Source organism: Pseudomonas khavaziana (assembly GCF_019145205.1).
GTDB classification, from domain to species: Bacteria; Pseudomonadota; Gammaproteobacteria; order Pseudomonadales; family Pseudomonadaceae; genus Aquipseudomonas; species Aquipseudomonas khavaziana.
Genome location: NZ_JAHSTT010000005.1, coordinates 324218 through 345792 on the forward strand (window position 1 = coordinate 324218; position 21575 = coordinate 345792).

Annotated in this window: 20 protein-coding genes, 1 tRNA gene and 3 pseudogenes; 20 read left to right on the forward strand and 4 right to left on the reverse strand. The window is 56.0% G+C overall.

From position 1 onward, the window contains the following. Nucleotides 1-25 precede the first annotated feature (25 nt). From aspS to cdiI, 17 genes and pseudogenes are all read left to right on the forward strand, one after another. The gene (gene aspS / locus KVH01_RS15005) at nucleotides 26-1801 is read left to right on the forward strand and encodes an aspartate--tRNA ligase (RefSeq protein ID WP_043051418.1); all 1776 of its coding nucleotides are present in this window, start codon (nucleotides 26-28) and stop codon (nucleotides 1799-1801) included. Between the two features lie 136 nt (nucleotides 1802-1937). Beyond that, nucleotides 1938-2684: a YebC/PmpR family DNA-binding transcriptional regulator gene (locus KVH01_RS15010; protein WP_043051417.1), complete on the forward strand. Its 747-nt coding sequence runs from the start codon at nucleotides 1938-1940 to the stop codon at nucleotides 2682-2684. Between the two features lie 171 nt (nucleotides 2685-2855). Next, a complete protein-coding gene (gene ruvC, locus KVH01_RS15015) occupies nucleotides 2856-3380 on the forward strand; it encodes a crossover junction endodeoxyribonuclease RuvC (protein ID WP_032862494.1) in 525 nt (174 codons plus the stop codon). 68 nt (nucleotides 3381-3448) lie between these two features. Beyond that, nucleotides 3449-4060, forward strand: coding sequence for a Holliday junction branch migration protein RuvA (gene ruvA / locus KVH01_RS15020; protein ID WP_003175802.1), 612 nt, complete (start codon nucleotides 3449-3451; stop codon nucleotides 4058-4060). Then, nucleotides 4061-5119, forward strand: a complete 1059-nt coding sequence (gene ruvB / locus KVH01_RS15025) for a Holliday junction branch migration DNA helicase RuvB (RefSeq protein WP_043051416.1) — start codon at nucleotides 4061-4063, stop codon at nucleotides 5117-5119. It abuts the gene before it with no gap. Nucleotides 5120-5366: 247 nt separating this feature from the next. Then, entirely contained in the window at nucleotides 5367-5822 is a 456-nt protein-coding gene (ybgC, locus tag KVH01_RS15030; RefSeq protein ID WP_043049114.1) for a tol-pal system-associated acyl-CoA thioesterase, read from the forward strand. Nucleotide 5823: 1 nt separating this feature from the next. Then, entirely contained in the window at nucleotides 5824-6519 is a 696-nt protein-coding gene (tolQ, locus tag KVH01_RS15035) for a protein TolQ (RefSeq protein ID WP_043049112.1), read from the forward strand. A gap of 23 nt (nucleotides 6520-6542) precedes the next feature. Beyond that, nucleotides 6543-6995 carry a protein TolR gene (gene tolR / locus KVH01_RS15040; protein WP_161793227.1) on the forward strand — a complete coding sequence of 151 codons (453 nt, stop codon included), beginning with the start codon at nucleotides 6543-6545 and terminating at the stop codon, nucleotides 6993-6995. Next, nucleotides 6995-8068 (forward strand): cell envelope integrity protein TolA, encoded by a 1074-nt coding sequence (gene tolA, locus KVH01_RS15045; RefSeq protein ID WP_005790902.1) that lies wholly within the window; start codon nucleotides 6995-6997, stop codon nucleotides 8066-8068. The genes tolR and tolA overlap by 1 nt, the downstream gene beginning before the upstream one ends. Nucleotides 8069-8085: 17 nt before the next feature. Further along, nucleotides 8086-9366: a Tol-Pal system beta propeller repeat protein TolB gene (tolB, locus tag KVH01_RS15050; RefSeq protein WP_032803700.1), complete on the forward strand. Its 1281-nt coding sequence runs from the start codon at nucleotides 8086-8088 to the stop codon at nucleotides 9364-9366. A gap of 55 nt (nucleotides 9367-9421) precedes the next feature. After that, on the forward strand, nucleotides 9422-9922 hold the full coding sequence (gene pal / locus KVH01_RS15055) for a peptidoglycan-associated lipoprotein Pal (protein WP_003193861.1): 501 nt from the start codon (nucleotides 9422-9424) through the stop codon (nucleotides 9920-9922). A 6-nt stretch (nucleotides 9923-9928) separates the two neighbouring features. Then, nucleotides 9929-10759 (forward strand): tol-pal system protein YbgF, encoded by an 831-nt coding sequence (ybgF, locus tag KVH01_RS15060; protein ID WP_046069314.1) that lies wholly within the window; start codon nucleotides 9929-9931, stop codon nucleotides 10757-10759. Nucleotides 10760-10924: 165 nt separating this feature from the next. Beyond that, nucleotides 10925-11572: a 7-carboxy-7-deazaguanine synthase QueE gene (queE, locus tag KVH01_RS15065; RefSeq protein ID WP_217881927.1), complete on the forward strand. Its 648-nt coding sequence runs from the start codon at nucleotides 10925-10927 to the stop codon at nucleotides 11570-11572. A gap of 123 nt (nucleotides 11573-11695) precedes the next feature. Next, a tRNA-Lys gene (locus KVH01_RS15070) sits at nucleotides 11696-11771 on the forward strand. Between the two features lie 376 nt (nucleotides 11772-12147). Beyond that, on the forward strand, nucleotides 12148-12750 hold the full coding sequence (locus KVH01_RS15075; RefSeq protein ID WP_404822070.1) for a hemagglutinin repeat-containing protein: 603 nt from the start codon (nucleotides 12148-12150) through the stop codon (nucleotides 12748-12750). After that, nucleotides 12744-14330 (forward strand): annotated as a pseudogene (locus KVH01_RS30445) (DUF637 domain-containing protein); the annotation flags it as partial. The gene KVH01_RS15075 and the pseudogene KVH01_RS30445, both read left to right, overlap by 7 nt. After that, a complete protein-coding gene (cdiI, locus tag KVH01_RS15090; RefSeq protein WP_217881929.1) occupies nucleotides 14331-14711 on the forward strand; it encodes a ribonuclease toxin immunity protein CdiI in 381 nt (126 codons plus the stop codon). Between the two features lie 184 nt (nucleotides 14712-14895). Here the strand turns inward: cdiI and KVH01_RS15095 are convergent, their stop codons facing one another. Continuing rightward, nucleotides 14896-15153, reverse strand: coding sequence for a hypothetical protein (locus tag KVH01_RS15095; protein WP_217882032.1), 258 nt, complete (start codon nucleotides 15151-15153; stop codon nucleotides 14896-14898). Nucleotides 15154-15501: 348 nt separating this feature from the next. Here KVH01_RS15095 and KVH01_RS15100 point away from each other — a divergent pair. The 3 genes and pseudogenes from KVH01_RS15100 to KVH01_RS15105 all read left to right on the forward strand — a co-directional run. After that, nucleotides 15502-17459 (forward strand): annotated as a pseudogene (locus KVH01_RS15100) (DUF637 domain-containing protein); the annotation flags it as partial. Continuing rightward, the gene (locus tag KVH01_RS30840; protein ID WP_455430333.1) at nucleotides 17439-18380 is read left to right on the forward strand and encodes a hypothetical protein; all 942 of its coding nucleotides are present in this window, start codon (nucleotides 17439-17441) and stop codon (nucleotides 18378-18380) included. The pseudogene KVH01_RS15100 and the gene KVH01_RS30840, both read left to right, overlap by 21 nt. After that, nucleotides 18380-18811 carry a hypothetical protein gene (locus KVH01_RS15105; RefSeq protein ID WP_217881930.1) on the forward strand — a complete coding sequence of 144 codons (432 nt, stop codon included), beginning with the start codon at nucleotides 18380-18382 and terminating at the stop codon, nucleotides 18809-18811. Before KVH01_RS30840 ends, KVH01_RS15105 begins: the two co-directional genes overlap by 1 nt. Before the next feature lie 111 nt (nucleotides 18812-18922). Here the strand turns inward: KVH01_RS15105 and KVH01_RS15110 are convergent. From KVH01_RS15110 to KVH01_RS15120, 3 genes and pseudogenes are all read right to left on the reverse strand, one after another. Further along, nucleotides 18923-19234: pseudogene (locus KVH01_RS15110) on the reverse strand (hypothetical protein); the annotation flags it as partial. Nucleotides 19235-19349: 115 nt separating this feature from the next. Beyond that, nucleotides 19350-19904, reverse strand: a complete 555-nt coding sequence (locus KVH01_RS15115; protein WP_217881931.1) for a hypothetical protein — start codon at nucleotides 19902-19904, stop codon at nucleotides 19350-19352. 80 nt (nucleotides 19905-19984) lie between these two features. After that, the gene (locus tag KVH01_RS15120) at nucleotides 19985-21373 is read right to left on the reverse strand and encodes a lipid II-degrading bacteriocin (RefSeq protein ID WP_217881932.1); all 1389 of its coding nucleotides are present in this window, start codon (nucleotides 21371-21373) and stop codon (nucleotides 19985-19987) included. Between the last annotated feature and the right edge of the window lie 202 nt (nucleotides 21374-21575).

Genomic DNA, 21575 nt, shown 5'->3' on the forward strand with positions numbered 1-21575 from the left:
AATTACGAGAAGTGAAACCACGACCATGATGCGCAGCCACTATTGCGGCCAACTGAACGAGACCCTGGAAGGTCAGGAAATCACCCTTTGCGGATGGGTTCACCGTCGCCGCGACCACGGCGGGGTAATCTTCCTCGATATCCGTGATCGTGATGGTCTGGCCCAGGTGGTGTTTGACCCGGACCGCGCCGAGAGCTTCGCCGCCGCCGACCGTGTGCGCAGCGAATATGTAGTGAAGATCACCGGCAAGGTGCGCCTGCGTCCGGCCGGTGCCGTGAACAAGAACATGGCCTCCGGCGGCATCGAGGTGCTGGGCTATGAGCTGGAAGTGCTGAACGAATCGGAAACCCCGCCGTTCCCGCTCAACGAATACTCCGATGTGGGCGAAGAAACCCGCCTGCGCTACCGCTTCCTGGACCTGCGTCGTCCGGAAATGGCCGAGAAGCTGCGCCTGCGTTCGCGCATGACCACCAGCATCCGCCGTTTCCTGGATGAGAACGGCTTCCTCGACGTCGAGACGCCGATCCTCACCCGGGCTACCCCGGAAGGCGCACGTGACTACCTGGTGCCCAGCCGTACCCACGCGGGCAGCTTCTTTGCCTTGCCGCAATCGCCGCAGTTGTTCAAGCAACTGCTGATGGTCGCCGGCTTCGACCGTTACTACCAGATCGCCAAGTGCTTCCGTGACGAAGACCTGCGCGCCGACCGCCAGCCTGAATTCACCCAGATCGACATCGAGACCAGTTTCCTCGATGAAAAAGAGATCATGGGCCTGACCGAACAGATGATCCGCAACCTGTTCAAGGAAGTGCTGAACCTGGAGTTCGGCGAATTCCCGCACATGACCTTCGAAGAGGCCATGCGCCGCTACGGTTCCGACAAGCCAGACCTGCGTAACCCGCTGGAACTGGTGGACGTGGCCGACCAGCTCAAGGACGTCGACTTCAAGGTGTTCAGCGGCCCGGCCAACGACCCCAAATGCCGCATCGCCGCCCTGCGCGTGCCTGGCGGCGCGAGCATGCCGCGCAAGCAGATCGACGACTACACCAAGTTTGTCGGCATCTACGGCGCCAAGGGCCTGGCGTACATCAAGGTCAACGAGCGCGCCAATGGCGTTGACGGCCTGCAATCGCCGATCGTGAAAAACATCCCTGAAGCCAACCTGAACACGATCCTCGATCGCGTCGGTGCGGTCGATGGCGACATCGTGTTCTTCGGCGCCGACAAGGCCAAGATCGTCAGCGAAGCCCTGGGCGCCCTGCGCATCAAGCTCGGTCACGACCTGAACCTGCTGACCTGCGAATGGGCCCCGATGTGGGTCGTCGACTTCCCGATGTTCGAAGAGAACGACGACGGCAGCTTCAGCGCCTTGCACCACCCGTTCACCGCGCCGAAGTGCTCCCCGCAGGAGCTGGAAGCCAACCCGGCAGGCGCGCTGTCCCGTGCCTATGACATGGTGTTGAACGGTACCGAGCTGGGTGGCGGTTCGATCCGTATCCACCGCAAAGAGATGCAACAAGCGGTGTTCCGCCTGCTGGGCATCAACGAAGCGGAACAGGAAGAGAAGTTCGGCTTCCTGCTCGACGCCCTGAAGTACGGTGCACCGCCCCACGGTGGCTTGGCCTTTGGCCTGGACCGTCTGGTCATGCTGATGACCGGCGCCCAGTCGATCCGTGAAGTGATTGCCTTCCCGAAAACCCAGAGCGCTGCGGATGTCATGACCCAGGCTCCGGGTGTGGTGGATGCCAAGGCACTGCGCGAGCTGCACATTCGCCTGCGCGAGGCGCCGAAGGCTGAGTAAGGCTGCGGCGTGAAAGCGCAATAAGGTTGTACGCAGTCAAAAAGGCGCATCTTCGGATGCGCCTTTGCGTTTAAAAGAGGGAAATCCTGCCTGGGGCGGGATTGATAAGGTTTCTAGAGAATTTCGGAGTTGTGTTATGGCTGGCCATTCCAAGTGGGCGAACATCAAGCACCGCAAAGAGCGTCAGGATGCCAAGAAGGGCAAGATCTTCACCAAGTGGATTCGCGAACTGACCGTCGCTGCCCGCCAGGGCGGCGGTGACCCGGGTTCCAACCCGCGTCTGCGCCTGGCGCTGGACAAGGCGCTGGGCGCAAACATGAGCCGCGACATCATTGACCGCGCTGTGGCCCGTGGTGCCGGTGCGGCCGATACCGACGACATGGTCGAGCTGACCTATGAAGGCTACGGCCCAGGCGGCGTGGCGGTGATGGTCGAGTGCATGACCGACAACCGCAACCGGACCGCCGCAGCCGTGCGCCATGCGTTCAGCAAGTGCGGTGGTAACCTCGGCACGGATGGTTCGGTCGCGTACCTGTTCGAACGCAAAGGGCAGATCACCTTCGCCCCTGGCACCGATGAAGACGCACTGATGGAAGCCGCAATGGAAGCGGACGCCGACGACGTGGTCACCAACGAAGACGGCTCTATCGACGTGTTTACCTCGTTCGCCAGTTTCTACGCCGTGCGTAATGCCCTGGAGGCCGCTGGTTTCAACGGCACCGATGCAGAAATCGTGATGCTGCCGACCACCAGTGCCGAACTGGACCTGGAGGGGGCGCAGAAGGTGTTGAAAATGCTGGATATGCTTGAAGATCTGGATGATGTGCAGAATGTGTATTCGAATGCCGACATCCCGGAATCGGTGGCTGAACAGCTAGGCTGAAGAACGATGTAGATCCCAATGTGGAAGGGGCTTGTGTGGGAGGGGGCTTGCCCCCGATGGCGGTAGTTCAGTCGATTTATAAGTAACTGACCCACCGCTATCGGGAGCAAGCCCCCTCCCACATTGGATTCTCGCTGTATCGAAAAAAGTATTATTTATTCCGCAGGCGTTATGACTTTAATCCTAGGTATCGACCCCGGTTCACGCATCACCGGTTTTGGCGTGGTGCAGCACACCCCGCGCGGCTGTATCTATGTGGCCTCGGGTTGCATCCGTACCGGCGCCGGTGAGTTGGCCGAACGGCTGCAGATCGTCTATCGCGGCGTACGTGAAGTCATCCAGACTTACGGCCCCGTTACCATGGGCATCGAGAAGGTGTTCATGGCCAAGAACGCCGACTCTGCGTTGAAACTCGGCCAGGCCCGTGGCGCCGCTATCGTGGCGGGGGCCGAGGAGGGCATGGAGATCGCCGAATACACCGCGACCCAGGTCAAGCAGGCCGTCGTTGGCACTGGTGCAGCGAACAAGGAGCAGGTGCAGATGATGGTCATGCACATGCTCAAGCTCACGTCAAAGCCGCAGATCGACGCCTCCGATGCCCTGGCCATCGCTATTTGCCATGCGCACACCCGCTCCAGCCTGTTGCCTCACGGCTTGGGCACCGCACGTAGTCGTGGCGGGCGGCTACGTCTCTGATAGCATCAGCGCATTCGTTATTTGCGGTCAGGCCCTGACCTGACCCTCAAGCCTTAAGGATCTGAACCGTGATTGGACGCTTGCGCGGCACCCTGGCTGAGAAACAGCCGCCGCACCTGATTCTGGATGTGAATGGATTGGGTTATGAGCTGGAAGTGCCCATGACTACCTTGTATCGCCTGCCGTCGGTCGGCGAGCCGATAACCTTGCACACGCATTTAGTGGTGCGTGAAGACGCGCAACTGCTCTATGGTTTCATCGGCAAGCGCGACCGCGATTTCTTCCGCGAACTGATCCGTCTCAATGGCGTGGGGCCGAAACTGGCCCTGGCATTGATGTCCAGCCTGGAAGTGGATGAGCTGGTACGTGCCGTTTCCGCCCAGGACACTTCGGCCCTGACCAAGGTGCCGGGCGTGGGCAAGAAAACCGCCGAGCGCCTGTTGGTGGAGCTCAAGGATCGCTTCAAGGCCTGGGAGGTGGTGCCGAGCATGTTCGCCCTGGTGCCGAACCAGCCGGATATGCCGGCGGGCCAGGTCGCCAGCGCCGAAAGCGATGCGGTCAGTGCGCTGATCTCCCTGGGCTACAAGCCCCAGGAGGCGAGCAAGGCGGTATCGGCCATCAAAGACAAGAACCTGAGCAGCGAAGACATGATCCGCCGAGCCCTGAAGGGAATGATTTAAGTGATTGAAGCTGATCGTCTGATCGCGGCCACCGGCCCGCGTGACCGTGAAGAAGTCCAGGACCGGGCCATCCGCCCCCTGAGCCTGGCCGAGTATATCGGCCAGCCTACCGTGCGCGAGCAGATGGAGCTGTTCATCCAGGCTGCGCGCGGGCGCAGTGAGTCCCTGGACCACACCTTGATCTTCGGCCCGCCGGGGTTGGGCAAGACCACCCTGGCCAATATCATCGCCCAGGAAATGGGCGTGTCGATCAAGTCTACCTCCGGCCCGGTGCTGGAGCGTCCTGGCGACCTGGCGGCGCTGTTGACCAATCTTGAACCCCACGATGTGTTGTTTATCGACGAGATCCATCGGTTGTCGCCGATTGTCGAGGAAGTGCTGTACCCGGCGATGGAGGACTTCCAGCTCGACATCATGATCGGCGAAGGCCCGGCGGCCCGTTCGATCAAGCTCGACCTGCCACCGTTCACCCTGGTCGGGGCGACCACCCGCGCGGGCATGCTGACCAATCCGCTGCGAGACCGTTTTGGCATTGTTCAACGTCTAGAGTTCTATAGCACTGCCGACCTTGCGACCATCGTCAGCCGTTCGGCGAGCATCCTGGGCTTGCCCCTGGACCCGGAAGGCGCATTTGAAATCGCCCGCCGCGCCCGCGGTACGCCACGGATTGCCAACCGCTTGCTGCGCCGGGTGCGCGACTTTGCCGAAGTGCGTGCCAAGGGCCACATCACCAAGGCGGTGGCGGACCTGGCATTGAACCTGCTGGACGTGGATGAACATGGTTTCGATCACCAGGACCGGCGCCTGCTCTTGACCATGATCGAGAAGTTCGACGGTGGCCCGGTTGGCGTGGACAGCCTGGCCGCGGCCATCAGCGAGGAGCGCCATACCATTGAGGATGTGCTGGAGCCATATCTGATCCAGCAGGGCTACATCATGCGTACACCGCGGGGCAGGGTGGTCACGCGCCATGCTTACCTGCACTTCGGGTTAAATATTCCGTCACGATTGGGGGAGATGCCTGCTGTAGACGAATTCCTCGATGCAGGGGACGATTAAAAAATGTAGGAGCAAGCTTGCTCGCGAAAAACGGCAACGATAACGCGTGCTTCCTGAGTAAACGCGGCGCCTAAGGGTTTTTCGCGAGCAAGCTCGCTCCTACAGGGTATTTGCCACGTGGGGTGATTTATCTGAAGTTTGTGCTGTCCCAGTGTCTGGTGTCGTCATTCAGGCAGTGGAAATGTTTTCAGGTATTGAAAAAACAGTTGCCCAGCCAATTGGCAACCTGAGGAGTAAGCACTAGAGTATGCGCGCGCAAAACGGGGATCAGTCGTTCGCACATCGCTGTCGCGTTTATTACGAGGACACCGATGCCGGCGGCATCGTGTATTACGTCAACTACCTCAAGTTCATGGAGCGGGCTCGCACCGAGCGGCTACGGGAGCTGGGCTTTGCCCAATCCCAGCTTGCAGGGGAGGACCTGTTATTCGTCGTGCATTCCAGCGAGGCGCGTTACCACGCGCCGGCGCGACTGGACGACGAGTTGCTGGTCAGCGCTGAAGTCATCGAATTGAACCGTGCCAGCCTGCGCTTCAAGCAGCAGGTCAGGCGGGCCACGGATGCAACGCTGCTCTGCGAGGGGCAGTTCCTGGTGGCGTGTGTGCGCACCAACAGCTTGAAACCTCGGGCCATTCCCGAAACTCTACGTGCGGCCTTTGCTGCCGTGAGCGGCGCGGGTCAACAATCAAAGCAGGAGATTTAGCGTGGAACCTACCGTCGTCGACCATTCCTCCATGTGGAGCCTGGTCAGCAATGCCAGTGTCGTGGTTCAACTGGTCATGCTGACCCTGGTAGCCGCATCGGTTACCTCTTGGGTCATGATTTTTCAGCGCAGCAACATGCTGCGCGCCGGTCGACGTGCCCTGGAGAGCTTTGAAGAGCGCTTCTGGTCGGGTATCGACCTGTCCAAGCTGTATCGCCAGGCCGGCAGCAACCCGGACCCGGATTCGGGCGTCGAGCAGATCTTCCGTGCCGGCTTCAAGGAATTCTCGCGCCTGCGCCAGCAGCCTGGGGTTGACCCGGAAGCCGTGATGGAAGGTGTGGCCCGGGCCATGCGCGTGGCCATCTCCCGTGAGGAAGAAAAGCTCGAGCAAGGCCTGCCGTACCTCGCCACCGTAGGTTCCGTCAGCCCTTACATCGGCCTGTTCGGTACCGTGTGGGGGATCATGAACTCCTTCCGCGGCCTGGCCCAGGCCCAGCAAGCCACACTGGCCACCGTGGCCCCGGGTATTGCCGAAGCCCTGATCGCCACCGCGATCGGCCTGTTCGCCGCGATCCCCGCAGTAATCGCCTACAACCGTTTCGCTGCAACCAGCGAAACCTTGATCGGCCGTTACTACACCTTCGCCGATGAATTCCAGGCGATCCTGCACCGTAAAGTGCACACCAGCGAAGAATAAGCAGGTAATTCCCAATGGCTTTAATCGCTCGAGCTCGCAAAAAGCGCAAGCCGGTCGCCGAGATGAACGTAGTGCCCTACATCGACGTGATGCTGGTGCTGCTGGTGATCTTCATGGTGACCGCGCCGATGCTCAACCAGGGCGTGAAGGTTGATCTGCCCAAGGTTTCCAGTGAAGCCTTGCCGCAAGACAACAACACTCAGGTCCTGACCATTTCGATCAAGGCTGACAAGACCTACTACTGGAACCTTGGCAGCGAAGTCGACACCCAGAAGCAGCAGGACAAGGCCCTGACCTTGCCGGCGATGACCGATGCGGTGACCAAGATCATTCGCTCCGGCAACGAAGGCGGCAAGCACACCCAGGTGTTCATCCGAGGCGACAAATCGGTCGACTACGGTTCCGTCATGGGCGCCATGGGCGGACTGCAGAAGGCCGGCGTCGGTAACGTTGGCTTGATTACCGAGGCGCCCTGATGCAGCAACAGCGAGAGCCGTCCGCCTCGGAAAGCTACTTCTGGCCTGGCGTGTGGGCAATTGCCCTGCACGTCCTGGTGTTCGGCATGCTGTTCGTCAGCTTTGCCATGACCCCGGACCTGCCGCCAGCCAAGCCGATCGTGCAGGCGACCCTGTATCAGCTGAAATCGAAGAGCCAGGCCACCACCCAGACCAATCAGAAGATTGCGGGTGAGGCCCAGAAGTCGGCTGCGCGCCAGACTGAAGTCGAGCAGATGGAACAGAAGAAGGTCGAGCAGGAAGCGGTGAAGGCTGCTGCGGAACAAAAGAAAGAAGAGGCGGCTCAAAAGGCCGAGGAATCGAAAAAGGCTGACGAAGCCAAGAAAGCCGACGAGGCGAAAAAGGCTGATGAAGCCAAGAAAGCCGAGAAAGCTGCCGAAGCGAAAAAGGCCGAAGAGAAACAACTGGCTGATATAGCCAAGAAGAAATCTGAAGAAGAAGCCAAGAAGGCTGCCGAAGAAGAGGCCAAGAAAAAGGCCGCTGAAGAAGCCAAGAAAAAGATAGTCGAAGACGCGAAGAAGAAAGCCGCCGAAGACGCCAAGAAAAAAGCTGAAGCAGACGAGGCGAAAAAGAAAGTCGCCGACGAAGCGAAGAAGAAAGCTGCCGCCGACGCCTCCAAGAAGAAGGCCCAGGAAGCAGCGCGCAAATCCGCGGAAGAGAAAAAGGCCCAGGCCCTGGCAGATTTGCTTTCCGACACGCCGCAACGTCAGCAAGCCTTGGCCGATGAACGTGGTGATGAAGTCGCGGGCAGTTTCGACGATCTGATTCGGGCGCGGGCAGCGGAAGGCTGGACACGACCACCTTCGGCACGCAAAGGCATGACAGTAGTATTGCAGATCGGCATGTTGCCGGACGGTACGGTGACCTCGGTCAGCGTGGCCAAGTCCAGTGGTGACGGTACGTTCGACAGTTCAGCGGTTGCCGCGGTCAAGAATATTGGCCGGTTGACCGAGATGCAGGGAATGAAACCAAGTGACTTCGCTCCCTATCGTTCATTCAAGATGACATTCACACCTGAGGATCTAGCCTTGTGAGAAACCTTCTTCGAGGAATGCTTGTCGTTATTTGCTGTATGGCAGGGATAGCGGCGGCGGATGAAAAGAACATCCTGGTAACCAGCGGCAGCGATCGGGCCACTCCGATTGCAGTTGTACCCTTCGGTTGGCAGGGCGGCAGCGTGCTGCCGGATGACATGGCGCAGATCGTCAGCGACGACCTGCGTAACTCCGGTTACTACGCGCCGATTCCCAAAGGCAACATGATCAGCCAGCCCAACCAGGCCAGCGAAGTTGTGTTCCGTGACTGGAAAGCCGTGGGCGCGCAGTACGTGATGGTCGGCAACATCACGCCGGCCGGTGGTCGCCTGCAGATCCAGTACACCTTGTTCAACGTGGCTACCGAGCAGCAGGTCCTGACCGGCAGCGTATCGGGTACCGCAGAGCAACTGCGCGACATGGCCCACTACATCTCGGACCAGTCGTTTGAAAAGCTTACCGGCATCAAGGGCGCTTTCTCGACACGCCTGCTGTATGTGACGGCTGAGCGTTTCTCGGTGGACAACACCCGCTACACCCTGCAACGTTCGGACTACGACGGTGCACGTGCAGTGACCTTGCTGCAGTCCCGTGAGCCTATCCTGTCGCCGCGCTTTGCGCCGGACGGCAAGCGTATTGCCTATGTATCGTTCGAACAGCGCCGTCCGCGTATCTTCGTGCAGCACATTGATACAGGTCGCCGTGAGCAGATCACCAACTTTGAAGGCCTCAACGGTGCACCGGCCTGGTCGCCGGATGGTTCGCGCCTGGCTTTCGTACTGTCCAAGGACGGCAACCCGGATATCTACGTGATGAACATGGCCTCGCGCCAACTGAGTCGCGTAACCAGCGGCCCGGGTATCAACACCGAACCGTTCTGGGGTAAAGATGGTTCCACCATTTATTTCACCTCCGACCGTGGCGGCAAGCCTCAGGTCTACAAGGCAAACGTGAACGGCGGCGGTGCGGAACGAGTGACCTTTATCGGTAACTACAACGCCAACCCTAAGCTTTCAGCGGACGAAAAAACGTTGGTGATGATTCACCGTCAGGATGGTTTCACTAATTTCCGGGTTGCGGCCCAGGATTTGCAGCGCGGAACCGTGAAAATCCTTACAGATACCAACCTTGATGAGTCAGCCACTGTTGCGCCCAACGGCACCATGGTAATCTACGCCACCCGCCAGCAGGGCCGGGGAGTCTTGATGCTCGTGTCCATTAACGGACGCGTAAGGCTCCCGCTTCCTACCGCACAAGGCGAAGTCAGAGAACCATCCTGGTCCCCTTACCTGAACTGACGCGGCGCTACAAAAAGAAGTACTTAACACACTGGGGTTCATTAGGAGTTTCACGATGGAAATGCTGAAGTTTGGTAAGTTTGCTGCTCTGGCTCTGGCTCTGTCCGTAGCCGTTGGTTGCTCCTCTAAAGGCGGCGACAACGCCGGTGAAGGCGCTGCTGTTGATCCAAACGCTGGTTACGGCGCTAACACTGGTGCAGTTGACGGCTCCCTGAGCGAAGAAGCTGCTCTGCGCGCTATCACCACCTTCTACTTCGAATACGACAGTTCGGACCTGAAGCCAGAAGCCATGCGCGCTCTGGACGTTCACGCCAAGGACCTGAAAGCTAACGGCGCTCGCGTTGTTCTGGAAGGTAACACTGACGCCCGTGGTACTCGTGAGTACAACATGGCACTGGGCGAGCGTCGTGCGAAAGCCGTTCAGCGCTACCTGGTACTGCAAGGTGTTGCTCCAGGCCAACTGGAACTGGTTTCCTACGGTAAAGAGCGTCCAGTTGCAACTGGCAACGACGAGCAGTCGTGGGCTCAGAACCGTCGCGTCGAACTGCGTAAGTAATTCGTCATGCGAACGTGCCGTCGTGCTCTAACTGTATTGGCTCTCAGCCTCGCGCCGCTTGCGGTGTGGGCTGCGGTTCCTGTAACGGATAGCAACTCAGGCTATAACAATAGCGGGAGCAGTTATCCGCCAGCGGGTTATGGCACGAACGGCGCCTATGCTGGGGGAGCGGCTACGTCCGCTCCCTCGGCACAGGGCGAGCTGTTCAACCAACTGCAACGCATGCAGGATCAATTGTCGCAGCAACAAGGCGCCATTGAAGTGCTGCAGAATCAGGTGAACCAGCTCAAGCAAGAAGGCCTGGAGCGATACCAGGATCTTGATCGTCGTATTGGAGCCGGTGTTGCACCTGCCGCTACTCCTGATAATTCTTCTACCGGTGGCGCGCCAAGCGCTGCCGCCGGTGGCGCAGCAGCAGGGGCCGCCGCGGCTGCCCCTGCCGCCAGCAGCGAACCGGGTGATCCGGCGAAGGAAAAACTGTATTACGATGCAGCCTTCGACCTGATCAAAGCCAAGGATTTCGATAAGGCCAGCCAGGCCTTTACCGCATTCCTGCGCAAGTACCCCAACAGCCAGTACGCGGGCAATGCCCAGTACTGGTTGGGCGAGGTCAACCTGGCAAAGGGCGATTTGCAGGGGGCAGGCCAGGCTTTCGCCAAGGTCAGCCAGTTGTACCCCAAGCACGCCAAGGTGCCGGACTCGCTGTACAAGCTTGCTGACGTAGAACGCCGCCTGGGTCATACCGACAAGGTCAAAGGCATTCTGCAACAGGTGGTTGCCCAATATCCGGGGACATCCGCCGCCCAGTTGGCCCAGCGGGATCTGCAGCGCTTGTAAGCGCATCTTTCCCGTTGAGAAGAAACCCGCGCCTGGCGCGGGTTTTTTCGTTAGAATCCACGCCCTTTTATGAAATACGCTTCCTGGGGTTGGCGCGTTGGCGCAATCCCTTGAAGTGCCTGACGGAGGCGGACAGCCTGTTTAGCTGTTACGCCCGTGGCGACTATGCAAGACACATTACGTATTACCGAAGTCTTTTACTCGTTGCAGGGTGAAACGCGCACTGCTGGCCTGCCTACCGTATTCGTACGGTTGACCGGCTGCCCATTGCGTTGCCAATACTGCGACAGCGCCTACGCCTTCAGCGGCGGCACCGTGCGCACCCTCGACGACATCCTGGAACAGGTTGCCGGCTACCGGCCGCGCTACGTCTGCGTGACGGGCGGTGAGCCATTGGCGCAACCCAATGCCATTCCTTTGCTCAAGCAGCTGTGTGACGCGGGTTACGAGGTCTCACTGGAAACCAGCGGCGCCCTGGACATCTCTGCGGTCGACCCGCGTGTCAGCCGAGTGGTCGACCTCAAGACCCCCGACTCCAAGGAAGCCCACCGCAACCGCTACGAGAACATCGACTTGCTGACGGCCAATGATCAGGTCAAGTTCGTCATCTGTTCCCGCGACGATTATGACTGGGCCAGCTCCAAGCTGATCCAATACGGCCTGGACCGTCGCGCGGGCGAGGTGCTGTTCTCGCCCAGCCACCACGACCTCAACGCTCGCGACCTGGCTGACTGGGTCGTGGCCGACAACCTGCCGGTGCGCCTGCAATTGCAGCTGCATAAGTACCTGTGGAACGACGAGCCGGGACGTTGATCAGGCGGCTGCGAGAGGCGTTCTACCGACCGAATTACCGTTCAAATGCGTTTTTTCTGATTTATTTCAAATAAGGTGTTGAATAATCCTTAGAAATCAGTATTATACGCGCCACCACACAGCGGGTCGTTAGCTCAGTTGGTAGAGCAGTTGGCTTTTAACCAATTGGTCGTAGGTTCGAATCCCACACGACCCACCATTTTTGGCGGTTTAGAAAATCCGGAAGGCCCACGTAAGTGAGGATTTCCGGGTTTTTTTTTGCCTGTCACTTGGCGGGTCCGAGTCGACGCTGAGTCATCTCTTGCTCAGATTCCGTCGCAGTCCAAAAAGCATTCCTTAAATTCAAATACTCATACGCGGACCGGCGCTGACCGATAGTCCGGTCGTTCGTGTGTGTGTTTAGTGCGTATCAAATCTGATACCGCTGGTCGGAAACCAACCCGAAACTTCAAACGAAATTCTTTACTGTTTTCTTGTTTTTTCTTTTTTTTCAGCTGCTTAAGCAGTTTTTAAGAAATTTCCTAAAGTACAGTCGGTTTATTGGCGTGAGGGGCGGACGATGTTAGTTTGCCATCATCAACGAACGCACCGTCACCACCTTCAAACAGGACGGCCAGGGCTACCAACTGCGCAACGACGTGGCCAGCGAAGCCTCCCGCTTCGAAGCCACCGACACGCTCAAACTGAACGCCGGCCGCGACGTGCTCAACCTCGGCAGCAACCTGAAAGCCGGTGGCAACGCCAGCGCGACCGCAGGGCGTGACGTATTGATCGCAAGCCAGACCGAACAGGACGATTACGCCTACCAACGCCGCCGCATCAGCGGCACCGAGCAAACTATCCTGCAACACGCCTCCTCCGTGGACGTGGGCGGCAACCTCGCCATCGACGCCCGCCGCGACATCGCCGTGGTCGCCAGCACCGTCAGCGCCGCCAAAGACCTCAGCGTCAAGGCCGGCGAAAACCTGACCCTGGCCGCCGCCGCCAACGAACAGCACGACTACTCCAAAGGCAAAAAAGGCGGCACCAAAACCACCACCCAACTGGACGACGTCACCCAACAAAGCGCCGAGCTCAAAGCCGGTGGCGACCTGATCGCCATTGCCGGCACCGACCTCACGCTAGTCGCCAGCAAAATCAGCGCCGGCAATGAAGCCTATGTGCACGCTGATATGTGATTGCTGGCGTCACTGCTGGCATGACCGCGGCTTATTTTGGTGATTGGACGGGGACTCAAACAAACACAATCACTGGGAAAGTCACGACGCCAGGTCTACTGAATACGTGGAGCGGTGTCGGTAAATTTGCCGCCAACCAGACGTTGCAAAGCGGCACATCCATGCTGCTGAGCAAGGCGCTGGGGCAGGGCGGCAGTGCCAGCGATGCGCTGAAAAGTGCACTGTTCAATACGTTGGCGGCAGCCAGTTTCAACCTAGTGGGAAATTACACCGAAGGTGTAATTGCCGATGGCTCGGTACCTAAGGTTGCGATTCACGCGATGGTGGGTGGTTTGCTGGCTGAGGCTACAGACGGCGATTTTAAAACCGGTGCGTTGGCGGCGGGAGCGAACGAGGCACTGGTTACCCACTTGGATGCATTGGTTAAAGGCAACGAAGAGTTGCTGACGATGAGTTCGCAGATCGTGGGTGTACTGGCCGCTGCCGGGCAGAAGGATGCAGATGCAGCCACTCTGGAGCAAGGGAAATGGATTGCACAGAACTCTACGCAATATAACTACCTGTCTCACAACCAACTTGAGAGAGCGGCGAAAAAGATAGCGGCGTGTACCTCTGATGCCTGTATTGAAGACACCACGCGTAAGTTCAAAGAGCTGAGTATTCAACAGGACCTGGAGGCGATAGCCAGCTGCCGGGCCACTCCATCGTCTTGCGCTGACCATTCCAAAGTGGTCGCCAATACTATGGCGGACCTGGACCCCATCAAGGACATCGTCGATTACGGCTCACCGAAGGCCCGAGACGCAGTACAAAGCCTCATAAATTCAAATTATGAATTCCAGGAGATGTTGGCCACTGCTACCACTGAGCATTCGGTAGGCGCGATGGTTGATTCGCTCAAAGCCAAATGGGGGCTTAGTGATGCGCAGGCGCAAGCCATCACGGATGACCTGAAAGTCGCGCTGGCGGTGGGGTTAGGGACTGCGGCTGGGGCGTTGGCTTATAAGCGTGCGATGGCGAGTGCGGCGAAAGAGACACCGTCTAAAAATCCAAACGGGACGAGTGCGCGGACTGATTCGGAAGCTGGTACGCTGGTTGATAGGAATATTGTAGATGCGAGTGCAAAAGGAGTAGCCACGTTCCCTGAGGGGATGAGTTTTAATCCAAGTATCAAAAATCACCTGAGTGGTTTTGATGGGTTAACTCAGAGGAAAGGGATAAATGGAACCCACAATCTTGATGCTTTTTCTCAGGCCGCAACCCAGAACGGGGCCAAGGTTGTTAGCCAGACTCCGGGAGGGGTAAATGGAATATCCGAGATTAAATATCAAATTCCAGCTTATGACAGAGCAGGAAATGTGACTGGCTATAAAGCAGAGGTGTTTACAAAAACTGTTTATGATCCCAAGGTGTTTACTGATTCAAAAATATTGGACCTTGGGCAGCAGGCCGCTGCTAGTGGATACAACTCAGCAATTTCACAGGGGTTGAGAGAGTACACGGCAGCAGCAGGCGGTGTGAAGTTTAGAGTTTACTTGGACGGTAAGACTGTGAAAAATTTCTTTCCGGAGGCTAACTGAATGGCTAGTGATTTCGCAGGTGAGGGGGTCTTAAGTGAGTATATTTTTAAAGGTATCGATTATGATAATGATGAGTTTTGGGTTGTTAAGGAATTCTTTAACTCTATAAATATGAGTAAGAAGTTTTTGTGCGGGTTGTCTTTGCTTGCTGATGGTGTTGGCTTTTGTTTTGATGAGGCATACTTTCATCTGCCGGACCTAGAAGGTTCAGATGAGGAACTAAAATTCGATGGATTGATGTTTGGTGTTTTTGATGGGGAAGTTGTTGTTTCCGAAACGGATGGTTACCGTCTTGTGAGGCTCGCTTGCGAGAAATACCTCCAACTTCATCCAGAAGATATCACCAAGGTAAATGAGCTAATAGCCGGGCTCCCTGCATGAAGTCTTGCTTGGCGCTCGCTGTTCCGTACTAGCCAAAAGTGGAAGTTGGGCGGGTTTGGTTTTTTGCTCTATTGGTTTAGAAGTGGTTTGGCGTATTATAGCTCTTTAATAATTTATTTTTTATTTGTGCACTTGACGAGCTTGAGCTTAGTCAAGCGGGCGGTTGCAGACCGCCCTTTTTTATTTATGAATCCTGCGAACTCATTTTTCGACTAATTACATCCAACAAATCACACCCATCCCTCAGAGGGATGGCCAGCAGCAATGCAAAATCGTGAAGCACAACCGCATCACTACTAATCTGCTCCCGAAACGCCAGGTTTTCCAAAAACTGAGTCACCGCTCGAATACGATATGCGGCTGCATCATAGAGGACATCAACGGGAGCTTGGGTGTCGATCACCAGCGCGGGAATGGTTGAGTCGTGGCCTGTTAATGGCATGTATCGGTTCATGTTTAAGCTCTCTACTTAAGTGATAAATGCGATCACTCAATCGTCGCCAAACGAATGGGTGACAGCTGTACGCAGGTTGGCGAACCGGCAGTAGAGAAAACCGGCAGACCCGAGGGTCTCCCGCGCACAGCCGTCATAAAACGACTTTGCAGCCGCGCAAGTGGCTGCAAAAAAGCCACCAGCTTGCGCATTCTCTACCGTCAGGTCGCCAAACCTGAATCGCCATGTGGGCGACCGGCGGACTATAAGCCTGCGGTATGAGACGGTGCAAGTCACCAAACTATCCTTGTAACAACTCTATCTGATCGCCGCGAGAAAACCCTCGACTACAGCGCCGTGCAAGAACGCGGTTTCAACCTCGACGGCCAGCCCCTCAGCGGGGCAGTCAACGGCCAGGGCCCGCTGGCGTTGGACAACCGCGCGCCCTCCGTCACCCGCGTTCAAGGAATGCCGGACATAGCCCCGGTAGACAACAGCCACAAGTACCTGATCGAAACCAACCCGGCGCTCACCGACCTCAAGCAATTCATGAGCTCCGACTACCTGCTCGGCAAACTGGGCTACGACCCTGACGCCAGCTGGAAGCGCCTGGGCGACGGCCTGTACGAGCAACGCCTGATCCGCGAAGCCGTGGTGGCCCGCACGGGCCAACGCTACATCAATGGCCTCGCCAGCGATGACCAACTGTTCCGCTACCTGATGGACAACGCCATCTCTTACAAGGACTCGCTCAACCTGCAACTGGGCGTGTCGCTGTCTGCCGAGCAAGTCGCGGCGCTGACCCACGACATCGTGTGGATGGAAGAAGCCGAGGTCAACGGCCAGAAAGTCCTGACCCCGGTGCTCTACCTGGCCCAGGCCAACAACCGCCTGGCCCCCAACGGCGCGCTGATCCAGGGCCAGGACGTGAGCCTGGTCACTGGCGGCGACCTGATCGCCATCGCCGGCACCGACCTCACGCTGGTCGCCAGCAAAATCAGCGCCGGCAATGAAGCCTATGTGCACGCTGATAACGAACTGCAAATGCTGGCGGCGCAGGACAGCCACTACTCGCTGTATGACATGAGCAAGAAGGGTAATTGGGGCAGCAAGAAGACCCAGCGTGATGAAGTGACCGATGTGAAGAATGTCGGGAGTGAGGTCAAGACTGGGGGAGATTTGACGCTGGAGAGCGGTGGGGATCAGAAGTATCAGGCGGCGAAGCTTGAGAGTGGGGGGGATATTGCGATTGTCAGTGGGGGGGCGGTCGAGTTTGAGGCGGTGAAGGATCTGCATCAGGAGAGCCACGAGAAGAGCAAGGGAGATGCGTTCTGGACATCGTCAAAAGGAAAAGGAAATACAGATGAGACCCTGCGCCAGACCCAAATGGTGGCTGAGGGAAATATCGCGATCAAGGCGGTGGAAGGCCTGGAGATCGACGTCAGGCAGGTCAACCAGCAAACCGTCAGCCAATCGATTGATGCGATGGTCAAGGCCGATCCGCAATTGGCCTGGATTAAAGAGGCCGAGGCTCGTGGGGATGTGGACTGGAGGCAGGTCAAGGAGATTCACGACAGCTTCAAGTACAGCAACTCGGGGCTGGGGCCGGCTTCGCAGATCATTATTGCGATTGTGATGGCTGCATTTGTTGGACCTGCAGCCATGGGGGCAATGACCACCGCAGGGGCTGGTATTGGCGTCGCGGCTGGCACGGGCGCTATTGCCGCAGGTGCTGCGACTAATGCCACGGTGAGTGCGGTTAATAATCGCGGCAACCTCGGCGCGGTATTTAAAGACGTCACTTCGTCTGATGCGATGAAGGGATACGCAGTATCTGGCCTCACAGCAGGTTTCACGGCGGCATATTTTGACGGTTGGACGGGAAGTAAAACGACTCAAGCTTCCGGAAAAATCGACTTACAACTAATACGCTGAAGGGCGTAGGGCAGTTTGCGGCCAACCAGACGCTACAGAACGGCACATCGACCGTGCTTAAAAAAGCGCTGGGTCAGGATGCCGATTTGGGTGATGCACTCACCAGCGTGTTATTCAATACATTAGCGGCCACCAGCTTCAACGCAGTTGGTGAAATAGGTTTGAAGACGGGCAGCATCGAAAAAGTAGCTACCCACGCGCTCGTTGGTGGATTTATCGCGGAGGTGGCCGGAGGAGATTTTGTTAGCGGGGCTATCGCCGCCGGAGCTAACGAAGCACTGGCAAACCATCTACGCCGCTTGGCTACCGATATAAGCCCTGAGAAGCGGGACGTCCTTCTAACCACCGCCGCTCAACTGATTGGTGTCGCTGCAGCAGCAGTTGTTGATGGTGGCGCCGACACGAAAAATCTTCAAGTTGCCGCATGGGCTGCTCAGAATGCCACCAATTACAACAGCTTAAATCATGAAGATGCCGCCGATTTTGTAGCAGATATGAATATCTGCGGGAAAGACGTGACGTGCCAGCAGAAAACGTGGAAGGCAGGTAAGTACGACGATATCAGCCTCGGAAATTATGAAGAGGCCATGAAAACCGCTGGCCCGGCGTGGGCAAAGTCTCAGATAACAACGCTCGAAGGTGGTTTGTTTGCGCTTAAATCGCTCAACTGCCAAACAGATGTGTGTTTTAACTACAAGCAGACATTGGAGGCTAGGGCGTATGAGAATCTGGATAAGCTCCATACGTTGGTTAACACCTATGAGCCTTATATTGCAGGCATAGCTGGTGGTGTTGCTGGAGGCGTGCGTCCTAAACAGCCTACGCTTCGAGAGGGTGAGACAGCAGGTGCGCAGGCTGGTAAATCAGAGGCGTACTGGAGTAAGGTTAACGCTGAAACCGGCGGTGCAAAAGCGACAGGCGAAGTAGTGCCTCCCGCGCCTATTGTTACTTCTGGTGCGACTCGGACAGGTGTTGTTCGTACAAATGCCGCAGACTGGAGAGCACTGCGTGATAACTGGGATGACCTTGGGTATGGTCAAATCTTAAGTACTGAAAATCGGGCCGCGATTGCTAAAGGAAGGACTCCAAAAGTCGACGATACATGGGTTAAGGTTTTTCCTGAAGATGCAGGGCTAAAGGGCGAGAGAATTCCTATGCACCATGTTCAGGGGTCTCCACTTACTGTGCCACTGCCTGATACACGGCATTTGGACGCGCATATGCCAGGAGGGTTTAGATATAATCCGGGCGGTCCAGGGTCGGCTCTCCCGGCATACCCTCCGAAAAAAGGAGCTGAATAATGCATTCCGTACCGCTAGAGCATGAGAAGCAAAAGTTTATTTTCTACGTGGCTCAGGATTTGGATCAGTCCATTAGATCTAATGTGCGGCAGCTTGTGAATGAGGTCGCCGCGTCAAGAATATGGAGCGTTGCCCCGCCAACCTTTATTGACGCGATAGACGAAGGGGGCGCGGAAGTAGTGGGTGGAATGTTGGAAATTTATTCAGCACTGCAACCAAATATACTCTCTGTTGATATGGACTCGAAAAATCTAGATGAAGTAGAGGAACTAATCTGTGCCGTAAAAAAACTATCTGAAAAAGAAAGTCTTTCCTTTGAGTTTCAGCTAGATACTACTTTTGTCGGCGCCATTGATGATGGTGTTATTGATCGAGTCCTGCTGGAGGGGCTGCTTGTGCCGTGGCGGAATCATATCAAAGGGAAAATTTGAGTTGGTGCAAAAGCGACAGGTGGTGCAGTAGAGCTAAAATTTGACACGACTACCCGGACTTGGACAACTCCAGCAGGTCTAGACTATGGACAAGGATCGGTTCAAGGAAACAGAGTTTTGCATGCGCCCATCGCAGCAACGTTTGATCGAAAAATCATTCACGGCCTTCTGACAAGAACGGTCGGCATTCATGGCTTGAGCCAGAAACATCGACAGTGTTTCAGTCGGCGGAAACAAGCGTTGACGATGCTTGGGCATCACTGACTCGGCACGCTGTAGCAGCTCCGGATCGGCTAGCAGCTTAAAGAACGCATGGGCATTGCTGTTTTTGGTGTGCTGCTGAATGCGCTGCTGTTGATGCCTGACGATTTGACGTCTACGATTCCCGCGGGCTGTCCTTGTTCTAGTGGTGTGTGTTCGCAACTATCACCGTAGGCCAAGGGCGGCCTTTTTTCATTTTTTTGTAATCAGATCAGCCGGTTAGCTGTTAAGTAAGTGCCGTTCAAATCTGTCCCTTTTTCTGCTATATGGCGTGAAGCTATCGCTGTTTATTCTTATTTATTAAAAATCTCGGTATGTATAATAGGGAGAAATATAAAATCAAAGTAACAAAATAAATAATAAATAGCACGCCTGAAGAGAATATTGCATATGTGAATATGTGTGTGCCAAACAATCGCCATTTCAAGTTGTGAGCCGCCAGATCATGCGGGCAAAAATAGCTCACGGATACGATCATATAGATAAAACTCGATAAAACTATCAAACCGAACAGATATTTGCTGATGGTCATGTTTGCATATTGATCAGCATCGATGATCATCCCCTTGCGGACCTTCAAAAAAAAGATCACCGCAAATATCGGTCCGAGCAAGCCAATGTAGTTAGTTATCACTGTGGAGCTGAAAGGAAAGTTAGACGACCAAAACCCCACCTCGCCGAGCAGGTAAGTGTTTATGAAGCTTTCAATATTTGCATAGGGCGCGGATGTGGCGTTTGCAGGAAATAAAAAAGCTATGAAAAATATAGGTGCCATGGTCATTGCAATGAATAGATAGGGCAGAGGTATGGTCTGTTTGATTGGCTTGTTCATTGCTTGGAAATCCCGTTGTACGATTTTTAATGCTAACACGCTGGGTCCGGACAAGACTCGGCTCGCCCGGACCCTTTGTTTTAGTTAAGAATCAGGTTGTTGATCTCATCGACTTTGGCTGCATCAAAATAGGCGGCGGTGGCTGCCATCATCATGGCCACCACGACGACTCCAGCGGCAGCCGACGCAAAAACAGGAAAGAAGAACGCCATGCTGGTGGCGAGCAAAATTCCAGCACCTGTGCCGACTGCCATCGCTTCAAGTTCAAGCATAAGAGGCTTCCAGTCGCCGGTTTGAAAACCGGAGACAGTTTTCTCGCGAATGGCTTCTGCTTGTACGACTTTACCGACCACACCGAATGCTTTGCCCAAACGGGTGATGTTATCCGCAAAGGTCGCCTTATCCAGTGCATTCAGCGCATCGACCACTGCTTGGGTGTCCAACGCATTGAGTTTCATAGCGGGGTTGGCGCTGATTTTCTCAAAGGTCGCCATTGCTTCTGCATAACTTCTGATTTTCTTGCCAGCGATCTCAGCTTGCATGTCTTGGGCAACCTTGCTCAAGTTGGCACCATATTTTTGAAGCATTTGCTCATTGGCGGTCGATACGAAGCTGACTGCGTCTGTATAGGCAGCCTTTTCATCGGGTGTGAGCTCTTTGGTAACGGTAACTGCGGTTTCGCCTTTGATCACTACCTCAAAGGGCGTAGCGCCATGAGCGTCAAATACGCTTTGAAGCGTATTTGCAGCCGCCTCGCCGATGGCCGCTTTGAAACCGGCAGGCATCGAATCGTAGGTGTGGTTGGCGGCGGATACGGAGCCGGTAAATTGATAACTACCGTCCTGACCCTTATTGAGGGTGCCTTGCAAGGTCAGGGAAAGATTGTCTATCCATGTTGCAAGCTGCCAGGACGTAGCGTCTGGCGTAAAAGGAATGTTGCCAATGGAAATCGGCGACGTTCCAATTGGCGCTGAGGCTAGAACATCATTGAACACAGCGCTTGAGATACTCGGTGAGTTCAGCCCGAATAGGTTGATTGAGGTTTCGGTTGGAGTACCTTTGCCGTAAAGGAAGTGCCCAACGGCTGCGACCGGAGTCAGGTCACCGCCCGAGAGGCCTGGAGAGGAGGTTACGCCACCTGATTGGAAATATTGCTGGGCGTAATTCAAACCATGGCCAGAAGTCAGGCCCGGATTAAAGTAAAGGTAGCTATCTGCAAACGGCACCGATTGCAAATCATGGACAATCCCTGGCGCTGGCCCACCTGTCATTCCCCAGGTGACCTGTTCGTTGGCGATTTTGATTAGCATCTCGCGCCACAACCCCTGGCGATAATAAGCAAAGCGTTCCAGCATCTGCCCTTGGAACACAACCGCCGGGTTCGGCGCGGGAAACGGCAGGCCTCCAGGATTTGCCGGGTAACCGGGCTCGGTGGCAGTGACGACGATGGGTGGAAGAACGATAGTCATGAGTCGATATCCTTATCGATATATATTTCGGTCAATTTTTGGGAATTACCCCTCTGGCTCGGCCTCGCCGCGCTGCTCGTCGGTAGCGATGGATCGGCATAAGATGAGGCCTGTTGATACTGTGTATCCATACAGTTAAATTTTCAAGGCGAAAATATGCATTTGTGCATTTTTCTGATGTGCGGGTTGTTTCTGCACTCAA

What these genes read in the sequence shown, in the direction of transcription:
- aspS (WP_043051418.1), top strand. Translation starts at nt 26, where the DNA reads ATGATGCGCAGCCACTATTGCGGCCAACTGAACGAGACCCTGGAAGGT.
- KVH01_RS15010 (WP_043051417.1), top strand. Translation starts at nt 1,938, where the DNA reads ATGGCTGGCCATTCCAAGTGGGCGAACATCAAGCACCGCAAAGAGCGT.
- ruvC (WP_032862494.1), top strand. Translation starts at nt 2,856, where the DNA reads ATGACTTTAATCCTAGGTATCGACCCCGGTTCACGCATCACCGGTTTT.
- ybgC (WP_043049114.1), top strand. Translation starts at nt 5,367, where the DNA reads ATGCGCGCGCAAAACGGGGATCAGTCGTTCGCACATCGCTGTCGCGTT.
- tolA (WP_005790902.1), top strand. Translation starts at nt 6,995, where the DNA reads ATGCAGCAACAGCGAGAGCCGTCCGCCTCGGAAAGCTACTTCTGGCCT.
- tolB (WP_032803700.1), top strand. Translation starts at nt 8,086, where the DNA reads ATGCTTGTCGTTATTTGCTGTATGGCAGGGATAGCGGCGGCGGATGAA.
- pal (WP_003193861.1), top strand. Translation starts at nt 9,422, where the DNA reads ATGGAAATGCTGAAGTTTGGTAAGTTTGCTGCTCTGGCTCTGGCTCTG.
- ybgF (WP_046069314.1), top strand. Translation starts at nt 9,929, where the DNA reads ATGCGAACGTGCCGTCGTGCTCTAACTGTATTGGCTCTCAGCCTCGCG.
- queE (WP_217881927.1), top strand. Translation starts at nt 10,925, where the DNA reads ATGCAAGACACATTACGTATTACCGAAGTCTTTTACTCGTTGCAGGGT.
- cdiI (WP_217881929.1), top strand. Translation starts at nt 14,331, where the DNA reads ATGGCTAGTGATTTCGCAGGTGAGGGGGTCTTAAGTGAGTATATTTTT.
- KVH01_RS15095 (WP_217882032.1), bottom strand. Translation starts at nt 15,153, where the DNA reads ATGCCATTAACAGGCCACGACTCAACCATTCCCGCGCTGGTGATCGAC.
- KVH01_RS15105 (WP_217881930.1), top strand. Translation starts at nt 18,380, where the DNA reads ATGCATTCCGTACCGCTAGAGCATGAGAAGCAAAAGTTTATTTTCTAC.
- KVH01_RS15115 (WP_217881931.1), bottom strand. Translation starts at nt 19,904, where the DNA reads ATGAACAAGCCAATCAAACAGACCATACCTCTGCCCTATCTATTCATT.
- KVH01_RS15120 (WP_217881932.1), bottom strand. Translation starts at nt 21,373, where the DNA reads ATGACTATCGTTCTTCCACCCATCGTCGTCACTGCCACCGAGCCCGGT.